The sequence below is a fragment of the Arthrobacter sp. MMS24-S77 genome (assembly GCF_054888235.1).
Window position 1 is genome coordinate 1921997 of sequence record NZ_JBTZRN010000001.1, and the last position, 17406, is coordinate 1939402.

14 protein-coding genes, 1 tRNA gene and 1 pseudogene are annotated in these 17406 nt (G+C 63.0%); 11 read left to right on the forward strand and 5 right to left on the reverse strand.

Translation table 11 applies throughout. The features are described 5' to 3' along the window. Positions 1 to 48: 48 nt before the first annotated feature. Positions 49 to 654 carry an ANTAR domain-containing response regulator gene (locus ACX5I4_RS08775; RefSeq protein ID WP_028266834.1) on the reverse strand — a complete coding sequence of 202 codons (606 nt, stop codon included), beginning with the start codon at positions 652 to 654 and terminating at the stop codon, positions 49 to 51. Positions 655 to 849: 195 nt separating this feature from the next. On the opposite strand from ACX5I4_RS08775, the gene ACX5I4_RS08780 reads away from it, so the two are divergent. Together ACX5I4_RS08780 and ACX5I4_RS08785 are read left to right on the forward strand one after the other, a co-directional pair. Continuing rightward, a tRNA-Leu gene (locus tag ACX5I4_RS08780) sits at positions 850 to 931 on the forward strand. Positions 932 to 1401: 470 nt separating this feature from the next. Next, positions 1402 to 2076, forward strand: a complete 675-nt coding sequence (locus ACX5I4_RS08785) for a GIY-YIG nuclease family protein (RefSeq protein ID WP_284752161.1) — start codon at positions 1402 to 1404, stop codon at positions 2074 to 2076. Positions 2077 to 2216: 140 nt separating this feature from the next. Here the strand turns inward: ACX5I4_RS08785 and ACX5I4_RS08790 are convergent. Continuing rightward, positions 2217 to 2492, reverse strand: a pseudogene (locus ACX5I4_RS08790) (NAD-dependent epimerase/dehydratase family protein); the annotation flags it as partial. A gap of 783 nt (positions 2493 to 3275) precedes the next feature. On the opposite strand from ACX5I4_RS08790, the gene ACX5I4_RS08795 reads away from it, so the two are divergent. From ACX5I4_RS08795 to ACX5I4_RS08835, 9 genes are all read left to right on the forward strand, one after another. Continuing rightward, positions 3276 to 3689, forward strand: coding sequence for an endonuclease VII domain-containing protein (locus ACX5I4_RS08795; protein ID WP_461838680.1), 414 nt, complete (start codon positions 3276 to 3278; stop codon positions 3687 to 3689). 278 nt (positions 3690 to 3967) lie between these two features. Continuing rightward, a complete protein-coding gene (locus ACX5I4_RS08800; RefSeq protein ID WP_461836330.1) occupies positions 3968 to 5494 on the forward strand; it encodes a DUF3375 family protein in 1527 nt (508 codons plus the stop codon). Beyond that, a complete protein-coding gene (locus ACX5I4_RS08805) occupies positions 5491 to 6270 on the forward strand; it encodes a DUF4194 domain-containing protein (protein ID WP_461836331.1) in 780 nt (259 codons plus the stop codon). Before ACX5I4_RS08800 ends, ACX5I4_RS08805 begins: the two co-directional genes overlap by 4 nt. Continuing rightward, the gene (locus tag ACX5I4_RS08810) at positions 6267 to 9659 is read left to right on the forward strand and encodes an ATP-binding protein (RefSeq protein ID WP_461836332.1); all 3393 of its coding nucleotides are present in this window, start codon (positions 6267 to 6269) and stop codon (positions 9657 to 9659) included. The genes ACX5I4_RS08805 and ACX5I4_RS08810 overlap by 4 nt, the downstream gene beginning before the upstream one ends. Beyond that, positions 9656 to 10843, forward strand: a complete 1188-nt coding sequence (locus ACX5I4_RS08815) for a Wadjet anti-phage system protein JetD domain-containing protein (RefSeq protein WP_461836333.1) — start codon at positions 9656 to 9658, stop codon at positions 10841 to 10843. Before ACX5I4_RS08810 ends, ACX5I4_RS08815 begins: the two co-directional genes overlap by 4 nt. Before the next feature lie 324 nt (positions 10844 to 11167). After that, positions 11168 to 11320, forward strand: a complete 153-nt coding sequence (locus tag ACX5I4_RS08820) for a hypothetical protein (RefSeq protein ID WP_461836334.1) — start codon at positions 11168 to 11170, stop codon at positions 11318 to 11320. A gap of 686 nt (positions 11321 to 12006) precedes the next feature. Next, positions 12007 to 13608 (forward strand): hypothetical protein, encoded by a 1602-nt coding sequence (locus ACX5I4_RS08825; RefSeq protein WP_461836335.1) that lies wholly within the window; start codon positions 12007 to 12009, stop codon positions 13606 to 13608. A gap of 182 nt (positions 13609 to 13790) precedes the next feature. Further along, the gene (locus tag ACX5I4_RS08830) at positions 13791 to 14129 is read left to right on the forward strand and encodes a hypothetical protein (protein ID WP_461836336.1); all 339 of its coding nucleotides are present in this window, start codon (positions 13791 to 13793) and stop codon (positions 14127 to 14129) included. A 175-nt stretch (positions 14130 to 14304) separates the two neighbouring features. After that, the gene (locus ACX5I4_RS08835) at positions 14305 to 15108 is read left to right on the forward strand and encodes a DUF5677 domain-containing protein (protein ID WP_461836337.1); all 804 of its coding nucleotides are present in this window, start codon (positions 14305 to 14307) and stop codon (positions 15106 to 15108) included. A 189-nt stretch (positions 15109 to 15297) separates the two neighbouring features. On the opposite strand, the gene ACX5I4_RS08840 is transcribed toward ACX5I4_RS08835, so the two are convergent. Genes ACX5I4_RS08840 through ACX5I4_RS08850 form a run of 3 tightly spaced genes read right to left on the reverse strand, consistent with a single transcriptional unit; the run spans position 15298 to position 17302 of the window. Continuing rightward, entirely contained in the window at positions 15298 to 16452 is a 1155-nt protein-coding gene (locus tag ACX5I4_RS08840) for a hypothetical protein (protein WP_461836338.1), read from the reverse strand. Further along, positions 16452 to 16748, reverse strand: coding sequence for a hypothetical protein (locus tag ACX5I4_RS08845; protein ID WP_461836339.1), 297 nt, complete (start codon positions 16746 to 16748; stop codon positions 16452 to 16454). The genes ACX5I4_RS08840 and ACX5I4_RS08845 overlap by 1 nt, the downstream gene beginning before the upstream one ends. Beyond that, positions 16697 to 17302: a hypothetical protein gene (locus tag ACX5I4_RS08850; protein ID WP_461836340.1), complete on the reverse strand. Its 606-nt coding sequence runs from the start codon at positions 17300 to 17302 to the stop codon at positions 16697 to 16699. The genes ACX5I4_RS08845 and ACX5I4_RS08850 overlap by 52 nt, the downstream gene beginning before the upstream one ends. Positions 17303 to 17406 lie beyond the last annotated feature (104 nt).

Consider the following 17406-nt stretch of genomic DNA (forward strand, 5'->3'; position numbering starts at 1 on the left):
CGAAGGGCGCCGCTTTCTTGTGAAAGCGGCGCCCTTCGTGGCGGAGTGCTAGTTGACCTGGTTGATGATGGTCTCTGCGACCTCACGCATGCTGAGGCGGCGGTCCATGGACGTCTTCTGGATCCACCGGAATGCTTCCGGCTCCGTCAGGCCCATCTTGGTGGTCAGGAGGCTCTTGGCGCGCTCTACGAGCTTGCGGGTGGCGAACTGCTCCTGGAGGTCGGACACTTCGTTTTCAAGGGCCTTGATCTCTTCATGGCGGGACAATGCGATCTCGATGGCGGGGATCAGGTCGGCCGGCGTGAAGGGCTTGACGACATAGGCCATCGCTCCGGCGTCGCGGGCGCGCTCCACGAGTTCCTTCTGGCTGAAAGCCGTCAGGAGGACGACGGGAGCGATCCTGGCCTTGACGATCTTCTCAGCGGCCGAGATACCGTCCATAACGGGCATCTTGACGTCCATGAGGACCAGGTCCGGCTTCAACTCCTCGGCCAGCTGAACTGCCTTCTCACCATTGTCGGCCTCGCCGACGACGTCGTAGCCTTCGCCCTTCAGGATCTCGATGATGTCCAGGCGGATGAGGGTCTCATCCTCTGCGACAACTACACGGCGTGCCGGCTGGGATGCGGGCTTGGACTCCGTCTGTTCTGACACGGGATCTCCTTCAAGACGTACGGCGGGTTCACAACCATCTTAGTTGCACCCGGTCCTTGCGTATGATTTATTGCTCGGCCGAGCCGGTTCTGAAAAATAGCCTATCTGCATGTAGAGTAGTTTCGCGCACTGCAACAGGGAGCGTTGAGATCTGCGAAGGCTTCAACGTCGGTTAGTTTTGTTCCAGTGTTCCGCGCCCGAGTGGCGGAATTGGCAGACGCGCCGCACTCAAAATGCGGTATCGAAAGGTGTGTGGGTTCGAGTCCCACCTCGGGCACCGTGTTTCCGCAGGTCAGACGCCTGTTTCATCTTTGGGTGTTGACAAAGCTTGACTTTTTGGAATTCTCTCTGGTGTATCGCGTTTTTCGCAACAGGCGTTGGATCGCGGAGTTCTCCGCACTGCCGGATCGGGTGTTTCCTTTGCAGTCGCCCGAATCACTTTGTGCGAGCTGGAGCATGCTGCGGGCTTCGAGGTCCGCAGCCGGTGGCACGCATTTGGCTCAATAAGGCTGCCGCTCCTTGCCGAGGCGCGTAGTTTCGGACCCCAGGTATGCGCCGTCAGCGTCGATCCCTCGTCCGCTGACGGCGGAGAACGAGCGGTTCACAGGCCACGTCGGTCCCGAGCACGTCTGCCTGGCAATCAGGACCGACGGCGTATAGCTGATGCAGGATCTGACGGACGAATACTTGGCGGGTCACAGCGTGTTGATGAACGGTTCTCGGGATGCTCGCCGTCATTGTTGACCTGTGACGACTGGACAAGACTTCTCGGACGAGATGGGGGCTGGGTTAGCGCCGCTGACGAGTGCGGAACGGGACCCATCTGACGAGTACATCGCAGAGCTGGCACAGTTACTGGGGCCATCACGCCTCTTCACCCGCGAAGAAGTGCTCCAGCGATCCTCACCTGTACCCAGGGTGTCCGGCGTGTACGCGTGGTACTTCGATGAGGTGCCGCCGGGTGTTGACGTCCGCGACTGCCACGCAATCCCTGAAGGAGTGATGCTCTATGTCGGGATCGCGCCCAAAGAGCCGCCGCGCAATGGCGCGTCGCCGAGCACCCAGACGCTTTGGAACCGGATCCGATACCACTACCGCGGCAACGCCTACGGTTCCACACTACGGCTGACACTGGGCTGCCATCTGGCAGACAAGCTAGGCATCGCGCTCCGCAGAGTCGGCAGCGGAAACCGGCTGACCTTCACGCACCATGGCGAACATCAGATCAACGAGTGGATGAGCCGGCACGCCCGCGTGACCTGGGTCCAGACGGATACGCCCTGGCTGCCCGAAACGTACGCGATCGAGCAGCTGAATTTGCCGCTCAACCTCCAGGGCAACAGTCACCATCCCTACTACCCGACACTTAAGGCCCTCCGTGCTAAGCACAAGGCAATAGCGCGTGCGCTTCCTATCGCGTGAGGTCGGGCGGCTAATCATTGGTAGGACAGGAAACAGCACCGAGTCTGGACGCCCCAGCCTCAGGAGTTTTGCCATCAGTAGTATGTGCTTCGCGCAGCAGTGATGCGAAGTTCCCGCCAAAACCATCCGAAGCTGGCTTTCGAACCGCGCATCCATCGGGATACCGAACGGAGCTTACCCTGAGGGTTACGGGTTGAGATGATGTGGTGCAGGGCCGCGAGGTGACCTTCCGCGAGGTCGACGGCGTGGGTGTAGTCCAGCTGGCACGTCCCGTTCCGGGGTGTCGTAGTCGCCGCCGAAGACCACCAGGTTTTCACGGCGCCCGACGGCGACCTGGGCGATGAACGGGACGAGGTTGTTCGGGATGCCCTGGGGTCCTCGCCGATGCGGCCGGAGGGGTGCGTGCCCACCGGGTTCAAGCCCTCCGCGCCCGCGGGAGTGGGTGCGATGCCGACGTCGATGCCCGTATAAGGCTTACGTTGGTTACCATCCACGAGCTGCGGTCTTCGAGGCTGCTATGGCATCCCCCTATGTCGCTTGGCATGACTCGGCAGGTCGAGGCCCACCTTTGTCAAAGAGCCGAGGTGAACCGCCGGGTTGCGAGGAAGGTGAAAGCTTCGTCCATGCTTGTATCTGTACTGCCCCCGGCGGCGGGGGATTTGATCGTTTCTCCAGCATTTGTCTGTGCCTCCACATAATGTGAGGGCATGGAAGACCTTTGTGTGGGACCGACTTACGTGCCCTCGGAGCAGTGCGGACGGCCCGTGAAGGTTGTCGAGCCACAGCCAATGTGTCAGGCGCATTTTTCGCAGTGGGAGAACCGCGGCGAGATGCGGCCCATCCGGATTCCGATCGGGAATCGGCCGTGTAGCGCACCCGCGGACGAAGGCGGCGGTGTTTGTGCACGCAAGCCGGGACATAACAGTCCTGGGGGGCCGCTCTGCGATTCGCACTACCGTTATTGGCGGAAACACCGAACGCTCAAACCACTTCACCAACAGATCCGCGGCGTGCAGGATCACACCTGTGAAGCGCCGGGCATGACTGAAACCTACTGCGGCAGGGAAGCCAAAAGCCTCACCCCCATACCACTTTGTGGTACTCATTACGATCAGGTGCGGCGTGGGGTTGAGTTGTACGCCGTTAAGAGGTCGTACCCTTCCAGGGCGCGCGATGAGAACGGCAATAAGCGCTGCTGCATGTGTGAGCAGTGGCTGCCAGAGGACAGCTTTCCACCCAATTCCAATGCTCGGGACGGTCTCCGCAGTCAGTGTAAGCCGTGCGTTGCCGACGAACGCCGGGCACGAATATACGGGATCACCGGCCAGGCCTACAGGGCCCTTCTCGACTTGCAGAACGGCGTGTGTTACCTCTGCCGGGAAGTTCCAGAGGGCCGGCAGGGACTCATGGTTGATCATGACCATTCGTGCCGCTCCGATAGTCAAAAGACATGTGGGTTCTGTATACGGGGGCTGCTGTGTTGGAGTTGCAATGCGGCCATTGGGCATGCCAAGGACAGGGCAGAATTGCTGGAAAGAATGTCAATGTATTTGCGTGTGGGGGCCGATCACGTGGCGGCCTACTTAGCAGAGAAGAGAATCGCGGCAACTTAGCGGCATGTTGAATCGATCTGCCGAAAGTGGTTCGGCATACGCAAGCGACTATCTTTCGGTCGAGGCCACTTGCGGCGTTAATTGGATGCGACATGCCCCGGCTGCACCAAGAATGTCAGTGGTGCCGAAGATACTGGCCTCATGTACAAGCTGTATGACTCAGAGTCGTTCGCCGCGGGAGCTTTCTTGCCCGCTCGGTGCCTGCCGTGGTTTTTTTCGGAGGTTCCGACCGGCAAGGCCAGTTGTCAGGAAGATCGCCTAACAAAGGGCGATCAACAATGCGAAGCACTTGGGCGGTGGTGGTGAGCCTGGCGACTGGCATCGAGGGTGACGTCGCCCGCATCGAGGCTGCTCTTAATACACCGACCCTGAAACTGCTGGACCGCAAGTCCGCGGTAGTCGCCATGCCTCTCTTCGCTGCCGTGTTCCCCGACGATGCGCAACCGATTCCGGTCGAGCAGTTCCACACCCGCATCGACGCCCTCCTCGATGAGCTGCGAGCAGTCGGGTACACGGTGCCCTCCGCGGGCGGCAAGGCCCTCGCCATGCAGTGGGTGCGTGAGCGGTGGCTGTACCGGGACCCGGGGCGCGGGCAGGAAACCTATCAGCTCACCGGCGACGCCAGGCAGGCCCTGGACTACGTGATCCGTGCGAGCCGATCCCAGCTCAACGTCTCCGTGTCGCGCATCGAAACCATGCGGCGGGTCATCTCGGATGCCGCACAGGCGGCCAATCCGGACCGCGAGGAGCGTAAGCGCAGGCTCGCCGAAGAGATTGCGATCCTGCAGGAAGAGTACGACCACCTGGCCGCCGGCGGAGAGCTGCGGGAATCCTCGGAAGCGGAGTTGTCCGAGCAGTTCTCCAACGTGCTCCGCGAGCTCGATGGCCTGCCGTCCGACTTCCGCCGGGTCGAGGAGGCCGTGCGGAAGATGCACCGGGGCATCACCAAGAGGTTCCGTGAGGAAGAACGACCCGTCGGGGAAGTGGTCGACGATTACCTTGCGCAGGCAAGCAGCCTGCTGACCGGTACTGCGGAGGGCAGGGCCTTTGCCGGCGCTCTGGAGCTCCTACGCAAACCTGACTGGCTGACAAGGCTGCGCTCCGATCTGGAAGCCATCCTGGCCCACCCTGGGGCAAGCCGTCTGCTTGCCGATGAACAGCGCCAGATGCGCACGGCGGTGGACATCATCCGCCGCGGCATCGCCGACGTCCTGGATCAGCGCCAGCGCCTCACCGCCACCCTCCGGGAACACATCGAGAACTACGACCACATCCGCAACCGCGAGCTCGACACGGTCCTGCGCGGAATCGACCGGGAAATGCGGACCTGGATGCAGTCGGCACGCGCCCGGGACCACGTCGGCGTCCAGTTGATCCCGCCGGGCCTGGACATAGCGGCGTTGCGGTTCAAGACCTACGATCCGGAGAGCCAGCGTCCGCCCGAACCGCTCGCGGACGTCTCTGACGAGGCGCCCGCGGCGCTGTCCCTGGAGGACATCCGTAGGCAGGGCGGCCCGTCACTGGACCAGCTGCGCCGCCGGATAGAGGAAAAATCCGCCAATGGTGAGCTTGAGTCCGCCGCGGCGCTGTTCAACTCGCTGCCGGGAGACCTTCGCCGCCCCGTCGAGATCCTCGGGCTCCTGCACCTTTTCACCGGACTCGGGGCCGTTGCCGATCCCAACCAGCGCGAGGCCGTGTACGCAGTGCGGCCCGACGGAAGCACGCGCACATTCCTGATGCCTGCCGCCACGATCCGGCCCGCCGGGGACACGCAGGACACCGATACCGAAGGAGCACGCCAATGACAGACGTCGCCGCGATCGACGAGGACTCCGTGGACCCTCTGGACTTCCTGTCGGATGAGCCCCCGGCCGGGGACGAGGACGGCACGGAGAGCTCGCTGTCCATGTTCGAGAGCGATGCCTCGATCCTGTTTCCTGACCAGCGCCGATGCCTGCATGCGCTCCTGAAGCATCGGTACCTCTCGGCGGAGCGTCACCCCGACCACTGGCAGGTTCTCCTGGCCAACGACGACGTGATCCGTGGCCGGCTCAACGAGCTGTTCTTCGAGCTCTTCATAGACCGGGACCACCAAATCGCGTTCAAACGGCAGGCAGTTTCGGAGACGGGCGATCCTCTTCCTTCACTGCTGCGGGACGTGTCCCACACGAAAGAGGAGACCATCATGATGGTCTACCTGCGGCAAAGGCTCTTCTCCCAGCGCCAGGAGGGTGAGGACGTCGTCTTTGTGGACCGTCAGACGCTGCTCGATGAGGTGGCCGACCAGCGCCCCGAGCATACGACCCACCGCGCCATGGACCAGAAACGCGCGCTGAAGGCGGTTGACGGGCTGGCCACGCCCGGCCTGCTCCTGAAGACCGCCGATCCCGACAGGTTCCGGATCTCTCCCATCATCGAGATCCTCATGCCGGTCGAGAAGCTGCGCACTCTGTGGACGTGGCTCATGGAGCAGAACGGCACCGCGCAGGACGGTGACGGCGCCGGCGACGGCTCCGATACCGACGACGAAGAAGACGATGAACCAGACCTGCTGACCGTCCTGGGGAAAGACAACGCATGACCCTCGAACTGGAGATACCGGACCTGCCGGCAGCTGTGCCTGATCATGCCCAGTGGCGGGTGGAGACCCTGCAGCTGGTGAACTGGGGCGGCTTCCACGGCCGCACCGAGGTGCGGTTTTCGCCCGGATCCACGCTCTTGTCCGGGGCGAGCGGCACCGGGAAGTCAACGGTCCTGGATGCCTACATTGCCCTCATGATGCCCTCCAACACGCCGTTCAACGGCGCCTCCAACGACGCTGGCGGCCGGGCACGGTCTGCGGAGCAGCGGAACCTGCTCACCTACCTCCGCGGCAAGATGGACGCCAACCGCGTCGACGGCTCCGACGAGATGCTCGACCTGGTGCTCCGCGGTGCGGGCATGACGCCGGTCTGGGGCGCCCTGGCTGCAACCTTCGTCAACGACCGGGGCCGTCGCTACACGGCGCTGCGCATCTTTTTCGTCAAGGCCGGCGGGTCCGCCGCCGCCGACGTTACCACGACGTTCGCCGCTTACGAGGGCTACTTCGACACGTCCAAGCTCGCGCCCCTGGCCGCCAGCCGCTTCGACAAGCGCACCCTGAAAGCGGCCGTTCCCGGGCTGGCCACGTTTAACACCTTCTGGGAGTTCGAGGGGACCCTCCACACCCGACTCGGCATCGGCGGCGCGGACGGCGGCCGCAAGGCCATGCGCCTTCTGGCCCGGCTCCAGGCCGGGATGGAGGTCAAACGCGTTGACGGGCTGTACAAGACCATGGTGCTGGAGGAACCCGTCACGTACCAGGCTGCCGACCAGGCGCTTCTGCACTTCGCCAACCTGGAGGCGTCGTACTCGAAGATGCTGGACGAGGCGAACAAGGTCAAGGTCCTGCAGCGCCTGCCCACGCTCCAGACGGAGCTCGCAGACGCCGAAGCCAGGGAACTGATGATCCGCCACTTCGGGGCTGATGAGGAGGGACCCTCGTCGTTCCGCCTCTGGAAACTTCGCACCGAGCACGGTCTTCTGGACGATGCTGTGGACGAAAACCGCCGCGACCATGCCGCCGCCGGCCGTACCTTCGCCCAGGCCAAGGCGGACGAAGCAGAGTACGGGGCACGCCTTGAGAGGATTGCCCGGGACAAGGCCGCCAACGGCGGTAATGCGATCGAGGAACGCCGCCAGAAGATCGCGGCCCTTGAGAGCAGCCGTGACGGGGTCTACCAGGCAAATCTCAAGTTCCAGCTGAAGACCGAGGCAATCAACCTCGTCGTGCCCGAGACCGCCGGGCAGTTCGCCGAGGCGCAGTCCGCGGCCGCCGACTTCCTGTCCGTTTACGAGGTCCGCGAACGTGATTTGGACGAGCAGGAAGGGCGTGCCCGCGAGGACCTTGCCCCGCTCACGGCACGGAGGAAGGACCTCACGGAGGAGGCCGCGTCCCTCAAGGACAGGGCCGGAATGGTCCCGATGAGGTTGCACAACGCCCGGCTGCAGATGGCGGCGGCCGCTGGCCTCGATCCGATGCGTGATCTTCCGTTTGTCGCGGAGCTCATTGATGTCCTTCCGGGTGAGGAAACCTGGCGTAAGGCCATCGAAACGACCCTCGGCGGCTTGGCCCGCACTGTGCTGGTCGACCGCAACACCCGTGACCGGCTCTCTGCATCCATTGACGGCGTCACGATCAGGCCGCGCATCAACTACCGGGCAGTGACCCTGGCCGAACACGAGGACTGGCGCGGAGACCCCGCCCTGGTCTCGGGCAAGCTTGCATTCCTGGACTCGCCGTTCTCGCGCTGGGTTCAGGACCGGGTAGCCGGCAGCGGCGTCGACCATCTGTGTGTGGCCGACGCTGCCGGGCTCGCAGGCCCCGGGTCCCGGGTGACCAGGTCCGGACAGACCCGCTCGGGTGACCGGGGCGCCCACGGAGAATCAGGTGAGGGCAACGTCATCGGGTTCTCCAACGAACGCCGACTCAGGGACATCGCGGAGTTGCTGGACGCGATGGAACCGGAGATCGCCGGGGCCAACGCCGCCCTCCGGGAGATCCAGGAACGCCGCAACGACCTGCGGCGGCAGCGCGAAGCGCACCTGTTCGTCCAGGACAGCGCCTGGGCCGCGATCGACCACCTCGGGATCGACCGGCAGATCGCAGAGCTTCAAGACGCCATCCGCAGGCTGCGGACCACCAACGCGGTCCTCGACGAGCTTGAAGCCGAGGATGAGCGCATCAGACCCCTTCACGGGCAGGCGAACCGGGACAGGGTCCTGGCAGAAAGCGACCTGGGCAAGCTGAAGTCGCGTTGGGGCGACCTCGTGACTAGGCAGGACACCGTGCAGGCCGCGGTGGACGAGATTGTCGACCAGCAGACGGCAACGGTTACCGACGCCCAGCAGGAGTATCTGGACGGACTGTTCACCGGCAACTGGGAAGCCACCAGCCTGGAATCATTCGAGCCGAACATCACCGCCCTGCGCAAGCGGCTCAGGGAGGAATCCGAGGCTGCCCGGCGCAACGCCAAGAGTGCCACCAATGCGATGGTGACCATGTTCGAGGCGTATAAGAACAACTGGACCGAGAACAATCTGGGCACCACCGCCGACTCGGCGGACGGTTACCGCGAGATCCTCGACCGGATCCAGTCCGAGGGGCTTTACGAACGCCGCAACAAGTGGCGGCGTGAACTGGCTGCGTGGTCCAGCGATGACCTGCTGCGGCTCAACGACGCCTTCGACACCGCCCTGGCCGACATCGAAGACCGTCTCCTGCCCATCAACAGGATTCTGGAAACGCTGCCGTTCGGGAACAAGGGTGGCGTGCTTCAAATCAGCCTCCGCCGGCTTCAGAGCGAAGACCTGGGCAGATTCCGCCGCGGTCTGCGTGAGCTGTCCTCGGGACTGGCCCTGGAGCTCACCGAGGACCAGATCGAGGCGAGGTTCAAGAAGCTGAGTGAGTTCATGGCGCGCATCCGCATCCCGGAGGGCCACACCAAATCCTCGACGTCCCAGCGCGACCGCTACCTTGATGTGCGACAGCACGTCGTCATTACTGCAGCGTGCCTGGACAAGGACACCCGCCGCGAGATCGCAACCTACGACTGGCTGGTCGACAAGTCCGGCGGCGAAACGCAGGAACTGGTGGCCTTCGTCGTCGGGTCGGCACTGCGCTATCAGCTGGGGGATGAGACCCGCTCCCGGCCCACGTTCGCTCCGGTGTTCCTCGACGAAGGGTTCGTGAAAGCGGACAGTGAGTTCGCGGGCCGGTCCGTGCGGGCCTGGCAGAACCTGGGGTTCCAGCTCATCATCGGCGCCCCGCTGGACAAGGTCACGGCGCTTGAGCCGCACATGGACCTGCTCCTGACCGTCACCAAAAACGCGCGGGGCTACTCCTACATCAGCGACCTCCCCGACGACCCTGGTGCCGGGAGCGGAGCATGAAGACACCGCAGGCCGTCACCGAAGACATCCGCCGTCGACTGAGCGGGAAGTGGCATACCCACCTGACCGGGGACGAGGTCGCGTTTCCGCACGCTTTCGCCCTAGGCCGGCCGGCAACATCGGAGCTTCGTGCCGACTACTCCGCTGTGCACGCGCAGACCGTGCATTGGCAGGACTGGGCGAGGGCGCACGACGTGGTCCTCGACTACGAGAACCGCATAGCAAAGGGCGGGACAACGCAGTCACTACCCACCCATGCGCGGGTCGCGTCCATCGACCATGCCGCAACCATTGCCAGCGGGGACTGGCCCGAGAGGCTCGCCCGGGCACGCCTGCGGCTCGGGGTCCTGCGCGATAGGTATCCGCACCTGGCTGACGTCGGGAAGACCCTGCGGGTCCTCGACGCGTACGGGGACGTCGATTTCGGACTGCTCGTGTCCGTTGCGGACTGGTATCTGGCGGATCCTGCCCGCGCCCGCCTCGGTGTGACCCCGCGTCAGGTGCCCATCCCGGGCGTTCACGCGAAGTGGCTGCAATCCCATCGCCGCGGAGTCCAGGCGCTCACCGGGATCGACGATCTCGGCCTGCTGCCGGGCCACCCGCCCCGGATCCACTTCACTTATCTCGACCCCGCGCACCTCGCCGCCGGCCGCCGCGTCCATGACTCGGCGACAGCCGGCGACAGCTTCACGCCGGCCTATCTCCCGGAGGTCGTGGTCATCTCGGAGAACAAGGACACCGCAATCCACTTCCCGGCCCTGGCGGGCGGCATCTGCGTCGAGGGGGTCGGCAAGGGCGGGAAGACGCCGGCATCGTTCCCGTGGATCCGGGATGCCGCCGTGCTGGTCTACTGGGGTGACATGGACCGCGACGGCTATGAGATCCTCGATGGCTACCGTGCCGATTTCGGCCGCGACATCGACTCGATCCTCATGGGCCCGGATGCCTATGCGGTGTACGAGCCGTTCGGCACCGAACTGGACCAGACGGGCAGGATTCTCCAGCCAGGCACTCCGAGGCCCGCGGACAGGCTCCGCGAGGAGGAACGGGCCGTCTATCTGCGTCTTCTCGATCCGCAGCACACTGGCCACCGGCGCGTCGAGCAGGAACGGATCCCTCTCACCAAGGCACTTGAAGAAGTCGAGTTGGTCTGCCGGAGGATGGCCAGCCGCGACGATCAGTGACCCGCATGGGAATACTTGGGCCGTAGCAGCGAAGAGGAAGAGTGAACCATGAGCAAACCGAAATGCCCGTCGCGGTCAGAGCCACAGCGACCAGGAAGCAACGTCGCTGGTTGAAGACCCGGTACCGCAGCGTACGCCATGACGTTAGATCCGCTGACGGGCGCGAGGAGTACGGAATCCACTTTGACGCCGTCCTCCAGGGCGCCTGGTAGCCGGCTGTAGCTCAGCACATGGTGCTGACCGGGCTTGCCCGGAAGAAGGTGCCGGACCATGGGTGGACTATCCCTTCGGCCGGCCACCGGAGCCAGCTGAACTCCGGGATACGTGAAGCCCGAGTTCAGCGGACACCGGGTGTCGGTGCACGATCTGCGGGATAGCATGGGCCACGCGGATCCGCAGCCCACGCGGCGGTACGACCGGGCGAGGGATATCCTGCAGAAGTCCGCCGGCTACGACGTCGCCCTGGCCCTGGGATAGGGACCGCCCACGCCTCCGGCACCAAGTAGCTTGGAGTCGTGAACGATATGACCTCGGAGGAAACGACTCCGCCGGCGGCCGAGACCGTGACCGCGATCTACCAACTCCCCGTTCCGATTTGGATCTCTTCCAAGACTTTGACCGGACCTATCCCTCCGGTGTGGGCCGGGTGCGGTTCGACGGCGTGATACCGCGGGGCAACGGCGCCGCGGGTGGCCTCCCTGTCGACGACGGCGTTGTCGTGCCGGCCTCCGTGGAGGGCAAGCCGGTCGAGTGGACAACAGGAACGCAGCCACGATCGCCAAGGAGTTCCAGTCGGCGACCACCCTACGCCGAAGTGTCGTCACCGCGGTGGGGGCCCCGAGGATGCTACCAGGTCGTGGCGGGGCGCCGACCAGCGGCCTGGAGAGTACATCCAAATCTGGTTCGATCAGGTGCGCAATTGGGTAGAGATCCAGAAGGGGCAGGACCCCGATCTGAAATCCTTCGCAATCTGCGCCAGCGGCGCTTCCCCTTGCGGGCCACATCAATAACATCCTGGCGGAACTCCGCCCGATACGGCGTGGGCATGGTCAACATCCTTCCGCGAGCACAAGCTCGCTAGGTCAAGGAGTCAACAAAACCGGGGGCAGTCCCCACATCGGTTGATCTGCAGAAGTGGACCCTAAGGGTTCTAAGCTGGGCTGGTGCAGACCGAAGCTGGCTCCCTTGATCCTGTTCTAACCAAAGACCTTCTAGCCCTCCGCGGGCTTCTGGACATGGCCGTCCGAACCGCTCGCAACCAAGATGACGTCAGCCGATCGATAGCCGTGGTGCTCTTGGACGCAGCGTGTGAGCGAGCTGTCCACATGGTCGCGGTATCGCGGGCAGTGGCACAGAAAAGGGACGATTTCCCTCAGCTTGTTGGGAACGTGCGGGCATCACTCGGTGAGGCCTGGTCTCCCGGGCACCTGCCAGCAATCCGCAAGCTCCATTTGGCCCGGAACAAACAACAGCATGAGGGTTTGGGGTCAGACCGATCCGATGTGGAGTCGTGGAGCGTTGCGGCCCCCGGATTCATCGAGAGCATCGTCTTCGCCGCCTATGGCGTCAGCCTTGGCCAGGTCTCACTGGGACTGGCGATCCGTCGTCCGGATCTACGGGAAGCGTTCGAAGAAGCTGCTTCTCTGATTGAGCGAGAAGAGCCGGAAAAGGCCTTCTCAAAGCTCGTGCAGCTTTTTCAGAAGGCCGCTGCTGAGTGGAGCTCCTTCGCCGGGCCCATCAACGGCTTCTACTCCGAGTCGTTGTCATTTAAGGCGCTCGATAAGGAAGGCCACGACCGTCTTCAGCGGCAGATTGACCGAATGTGGGGAATGGCGCTCTACTCGCCCTTGGCCATTGACCCCGGCGAACTAGCGTGGTTCCTTCAAGCCCGCAGAGAACGTGATTTCGTAGACAGACCTGATGCAGATCGGGCATTGAACTTCGTATTTTGGTGGCTTATAGCGTTCGAAGCGGCCCCGGCCCAGGAGACCGTCGACCGCCGCGCCCGCTGGCATCTCGCCCATCGTCGTGTGCGAGTGGAGACCGGACCCGCGGTCATAGAGAAAGCTGAGTGGGTTTCGACCAGCCAGCGCACCGGGCAGCTAACGTTGACAATTGCCAATGTCCCCGGACCTAAAACCTTCGAAATCTGGCGGAAGGCGCTCCAGGATCGTGTCAGAGTCGAACGGGGGAGGGGCGGTTTCCAGATCGATGAAAGCGGACACGCAAGTATCACCGTGTCAGATCCAGAGAAACTTCCGCAAGAACTTGAGTCCTTGAGCGGTGCTCTAATAAGCGTCGAAGATGTTCTTACCGCCGAGGTTGAGAAACTGGCGAGTGCTAAGGCTGAGGCCGCACGCGTCGAACGCGAACGAGAACAGGAGCGCCAGGCTTTCTCAAAAGCCTTGGTCGAGCACTCCTTGCCGGAATGGGTGGGGTCGATAAGAGCAGAAGCAGATCCACGACACTCAGGCAGCCGCATCGTTCTGGAGCTGGCTACCGATGGACTGGTCGGAACTGTGAGATCCATTCTGCGTGATGGCAACATCGACGCACACCGAGAGAACTACTCCGCCGAAGAACTGATACTTCCGTTCCGCACTGATCCTGGCGAGGTCATGGCGGAACTAGCCCCTTACGGTGAAGCCATACGGCAGTTGATCGCCGCCTCGCAAACGTGGGGCGAGGTACCGCTTTCAATGCTGGTCACGAAAACTCTTCATGAGGCCGGGATACCCGTAACAATGGCCGCGCAACTGCCGTAATACCCCGACCTGGCTTCGCACACCGCGGGCACTGAGGTTGCAGACTACTGGATGTGCCCGGCGGGTCGAAGGCTACGAGCCGGCACTCGGGGCAGCAACGATTAGGCCAGGGATGGGTGGGGCGAGACGGGCCACCGGCGGTCCTTCCGGGGGAACGTGGCGCACCCGCATAGGATGACCACATGTCTGAACCCTCCGAACAGGTCACCATCCGCAACAGCGTGCCGAACATCCTCGCCAATGAAGCATACGGGCCCGACTGGAAAAGCACCCAGGACGTCATGGTGGTCAACACAGCCGGTGGCACCTCGACCCACCTGTCCTTGAACTCCGGCAGCGGAACAACCATGTGCGGCCAGCAGTCAGCCCGAGTGGCCCGCGCCTGGTTCCACCTGAGCGGCTGCAAGAAGTGCTCAGAGGCGGCTCTCAAACAGGGCATCGCCACGATCACCGATACGGACGGCACACTCATCGACCTCGCTACCAACACCGTGACCAAACCGACCTCAGACCGACAATGACTACGGGAAGTAACGACGCGGAACCCACATTCTCCGACCGCATCGAAGCGGAGATCCACAGGGGCGGGATCGACTCACCAGCAGCGGAAGAAGCCACCCAGCTTGAACGCTGGATGACGCATAGTGCACTAACACGAGGAACACCAGCGCATCGGTTCAACCACAAGGCAGAAGAATGACTTTCACGACAACCGACACCAACCTACAGCGGCACGTTGAACTGCTGATCGAGGACTGGTTCACTCAGCCAGGCCTCAGAGCCAAGAAGGACGACGGCGACGACGTCAACTCCTTCCTCAACTGTGTGGGGTTCACTAACGCCGCCGCAGAGTGCATGCGCACCTACCTGAACACCATCCCAGCTGACCGCATCGCGCGCGGCATCCTCGCCCGTTCCATCTTCGAACTCGGCGTTACATGCGTATGGCTATCTCTCACAGATCTGGACGGCTTCGAAGCCCTGCGTTGGGACGAACAGAGGCAGAAGAAGGCACTCGCTAACGAAATGAAGGGGTTCGACTCAAACGAAGAATTGAACCAGACGATTGCGAAGGTCAGCGAGCAGGAACCGCACCCGAAAAACAACCGAGCAGAGCAGGCGAGGTACTTCTCGCAGATGGTTAAGTCTCTGGACACCGGCGCAACACCCCTCTACGTCATCTACAGGATGTACAGCGAATACAGCCACGCTTCCCTGGGCGTTTCCAACAGTTACATAGACGAAGATGACGCTGGCGAAGTCGGCGTATATTTCCCTGCGCGACACCAGGCGCTGAATGACCACATGGGTACCGCGGTCGCGCCCTTTGTGTGGGCTGTCAACGCAGTCAACAAGATGCTCATTGACGAACCCTTTAGCGGTCGGCTGACCACCATGAAGGCGCTCCTGGAAACTGGCATCGACTTCACTCTAAAAGACCCCGCTCTTCAGTCATGGGCGGCAGTTCCACCGGGGTCGGGTTCAGCGGCGGGGGAGTAGGGTCGGCTCTGCCGGGCTCCTTCTCCTGCCGAAGATCTGCTTCAGGTTCATCACCGGTCCTTCCCCGACCTTGGGGGCAGTGAAGGAACCCCTGCTGATCTGCTGACCACGGGCTGCACCTGACGGAGTGAGGCCTGCCCCTACAAGCGCAGTGGCAGGCCTCCCTTCGAGAGTGTTTCCAGTCGGCCATCAACGGAGTGGGGGAGAAGAGAGCCTACTTGGCCTGTGGGGGTGGATCTGGCGCCACGGACGGTTGCGCACAATCTCCTGCACCGCGTCCGGTTGGGTCAGCAGGGCTGCCAGGCCAATGAACTTCTCCAACCACGCTCTGTCCTGCTCGTATGAGTCTTCGGGCCGTGGGCTTTTCAGTGACCGAAGTAGAGCATCCCTGGCGACGGGGGAAAGGTCTTTGAAGTACAGATCGGCAGCGAACTGCTCAATCTTGCGGATGTCGTCGTAGGCCTCGGGCGGGGCCAAGGGCTTCGCCGACTGATATGCCAGATGCATGTGCTTTTGCCTGAGTTTATCGAGGGGTGTGAGGGCATCCTCCGAGTGTTTTGCGACAGTGGCCCGGACCTCGTCTCTGAGTGACCGAAGCTGGATCAGCGTTTGCTTGTCGTGTGGGCTGACCAGTTCTGAGACAGGAAGAGCAACGCACTGTGTCGACTCGATCGCCTCGCGGACAACCGCCAGCGAGAGGCTGCCGATAGCCTCGTAGGCATTCAGGTAGCGGATGCCGTCAACGCCGTCGTTTGCCAGGTCGAAGTTGGTGATCTTGGCAGCCGCAGCGCTGTTTTCGTCACGCCAGCCCTGTTCAATCACCAGGTCAGGACGCAAACGGACCCGGTGCAAGTAGAAGGCCGAATCCTGATCTCCCTCGTTGCGCATCCGTCGCAGCAGCGAATCGATGGCGGCCTCATAAGTACCGAGGTGGATGGCCTGGTTCTCGCGAGGGATGCGGTATCTTTCTATCCGTTCTTCCGACCATCGTGCCCGTTCGCGAAGATGTTGGAGCACATCATCCGCCAACGGCTTCCTCGTACGGGGCCATTCAGGATCCGTGGTCGTGTGGTACCAAGCGAGCTCGGGAAGGGCAGCGTCATCTAGCGCCGGATCCTCGCTGTCCGTTAGCGCGATGACCGCGGGACCGAAGTTGAAGTTGTCCCCGCACCTGTTGCAGACCGTCATCGATTCAGGACTCGTCACGTAGTCTTCGGCGCTGAGCCAATTGATGGAGCTGCAATTGACGCAACGCATCCTGAAACCTCTACCGAAGTTGACCGGACGATCAATCAGCATGCGCTCGCGCTCGAAAGGCTCCGTTGTGGACTCCGTGCCTGGCATCACTTCGCCTCGAGCTTCGCGAGGCGTTCGGCGATGCTGCTGCCTGCCCGGTGGGCCTTCGGGCTGCGGGCCAGCCACCTCTTCAGCACCGCAAGCTCCTCGTTCTTCTGGCCGAGCTTCCGGTGGACGATGGCGGCCTGCTCCGTGTACCAGGGTGCAGGTTCCCGGCCTCCGGCATTTCCTTCGGCGGCCTCGATGGCCTTGTAGCAAAGGACGAGGGCTTCTTCGAACCGGCCTTCGCGCTTCAGCTGTTTGATCGGCTCAACGAGCTCAAGGTAGTGGACACCGTCGACCATGCCACGTTTGAACTGCTGCGCTCGTTCACCGCCGCCCTGCAGTGCTTCGCGGACCATCGCTGTCTTTTCCGCGTGGGAGCTGTTGATCCGTTCCCTGGAGGTAAGCGCAGGCGGGTTTTGCGCTGTGAACTGCCATGCTGGCTCGCCGTCGCCCAGCCAGACGTCGCCCGGCGGTAGCTGGCGCGCGTGTCCGGGGCAGGATCGGGGATGGTGAGAACCCCGTCGCCGACCTGGAGCTCGGCGACGAGATCGACCGTTGAGAGTTCGACTACGGCGCGGCGTTTCTTTTGCTGCTCCGCAGCCGCGGGGCGTGAGTCCTGATCATCAGGATCCTGCGGGTACCGACGATGCTCGAGGTAGTTGCGGCCGTCTTCGGTCACCTGCGCCGACCACGAGTTTCGTCGACGGTCCACTACGACCAGGCCCCGATCGGCCAGTGCGTAGGTCGTGCGCTTGTAGGAGTAGTCCTCCCACCTCCCGTCCGGGCACCCGTCGACCACCCACTTCAGGACCTCCATCTGGCGTTCCGACAATGATTGGCGGCGGTTGACCATGTGGACCATTGTCTCGGGGGAGGTGTGTAAGAGCTAGGCCCGTTACGGGGACAACGCGACAGGGAGGAACAGCTGATCCCCTCGGCTCGGGTACCCCTGCTGCG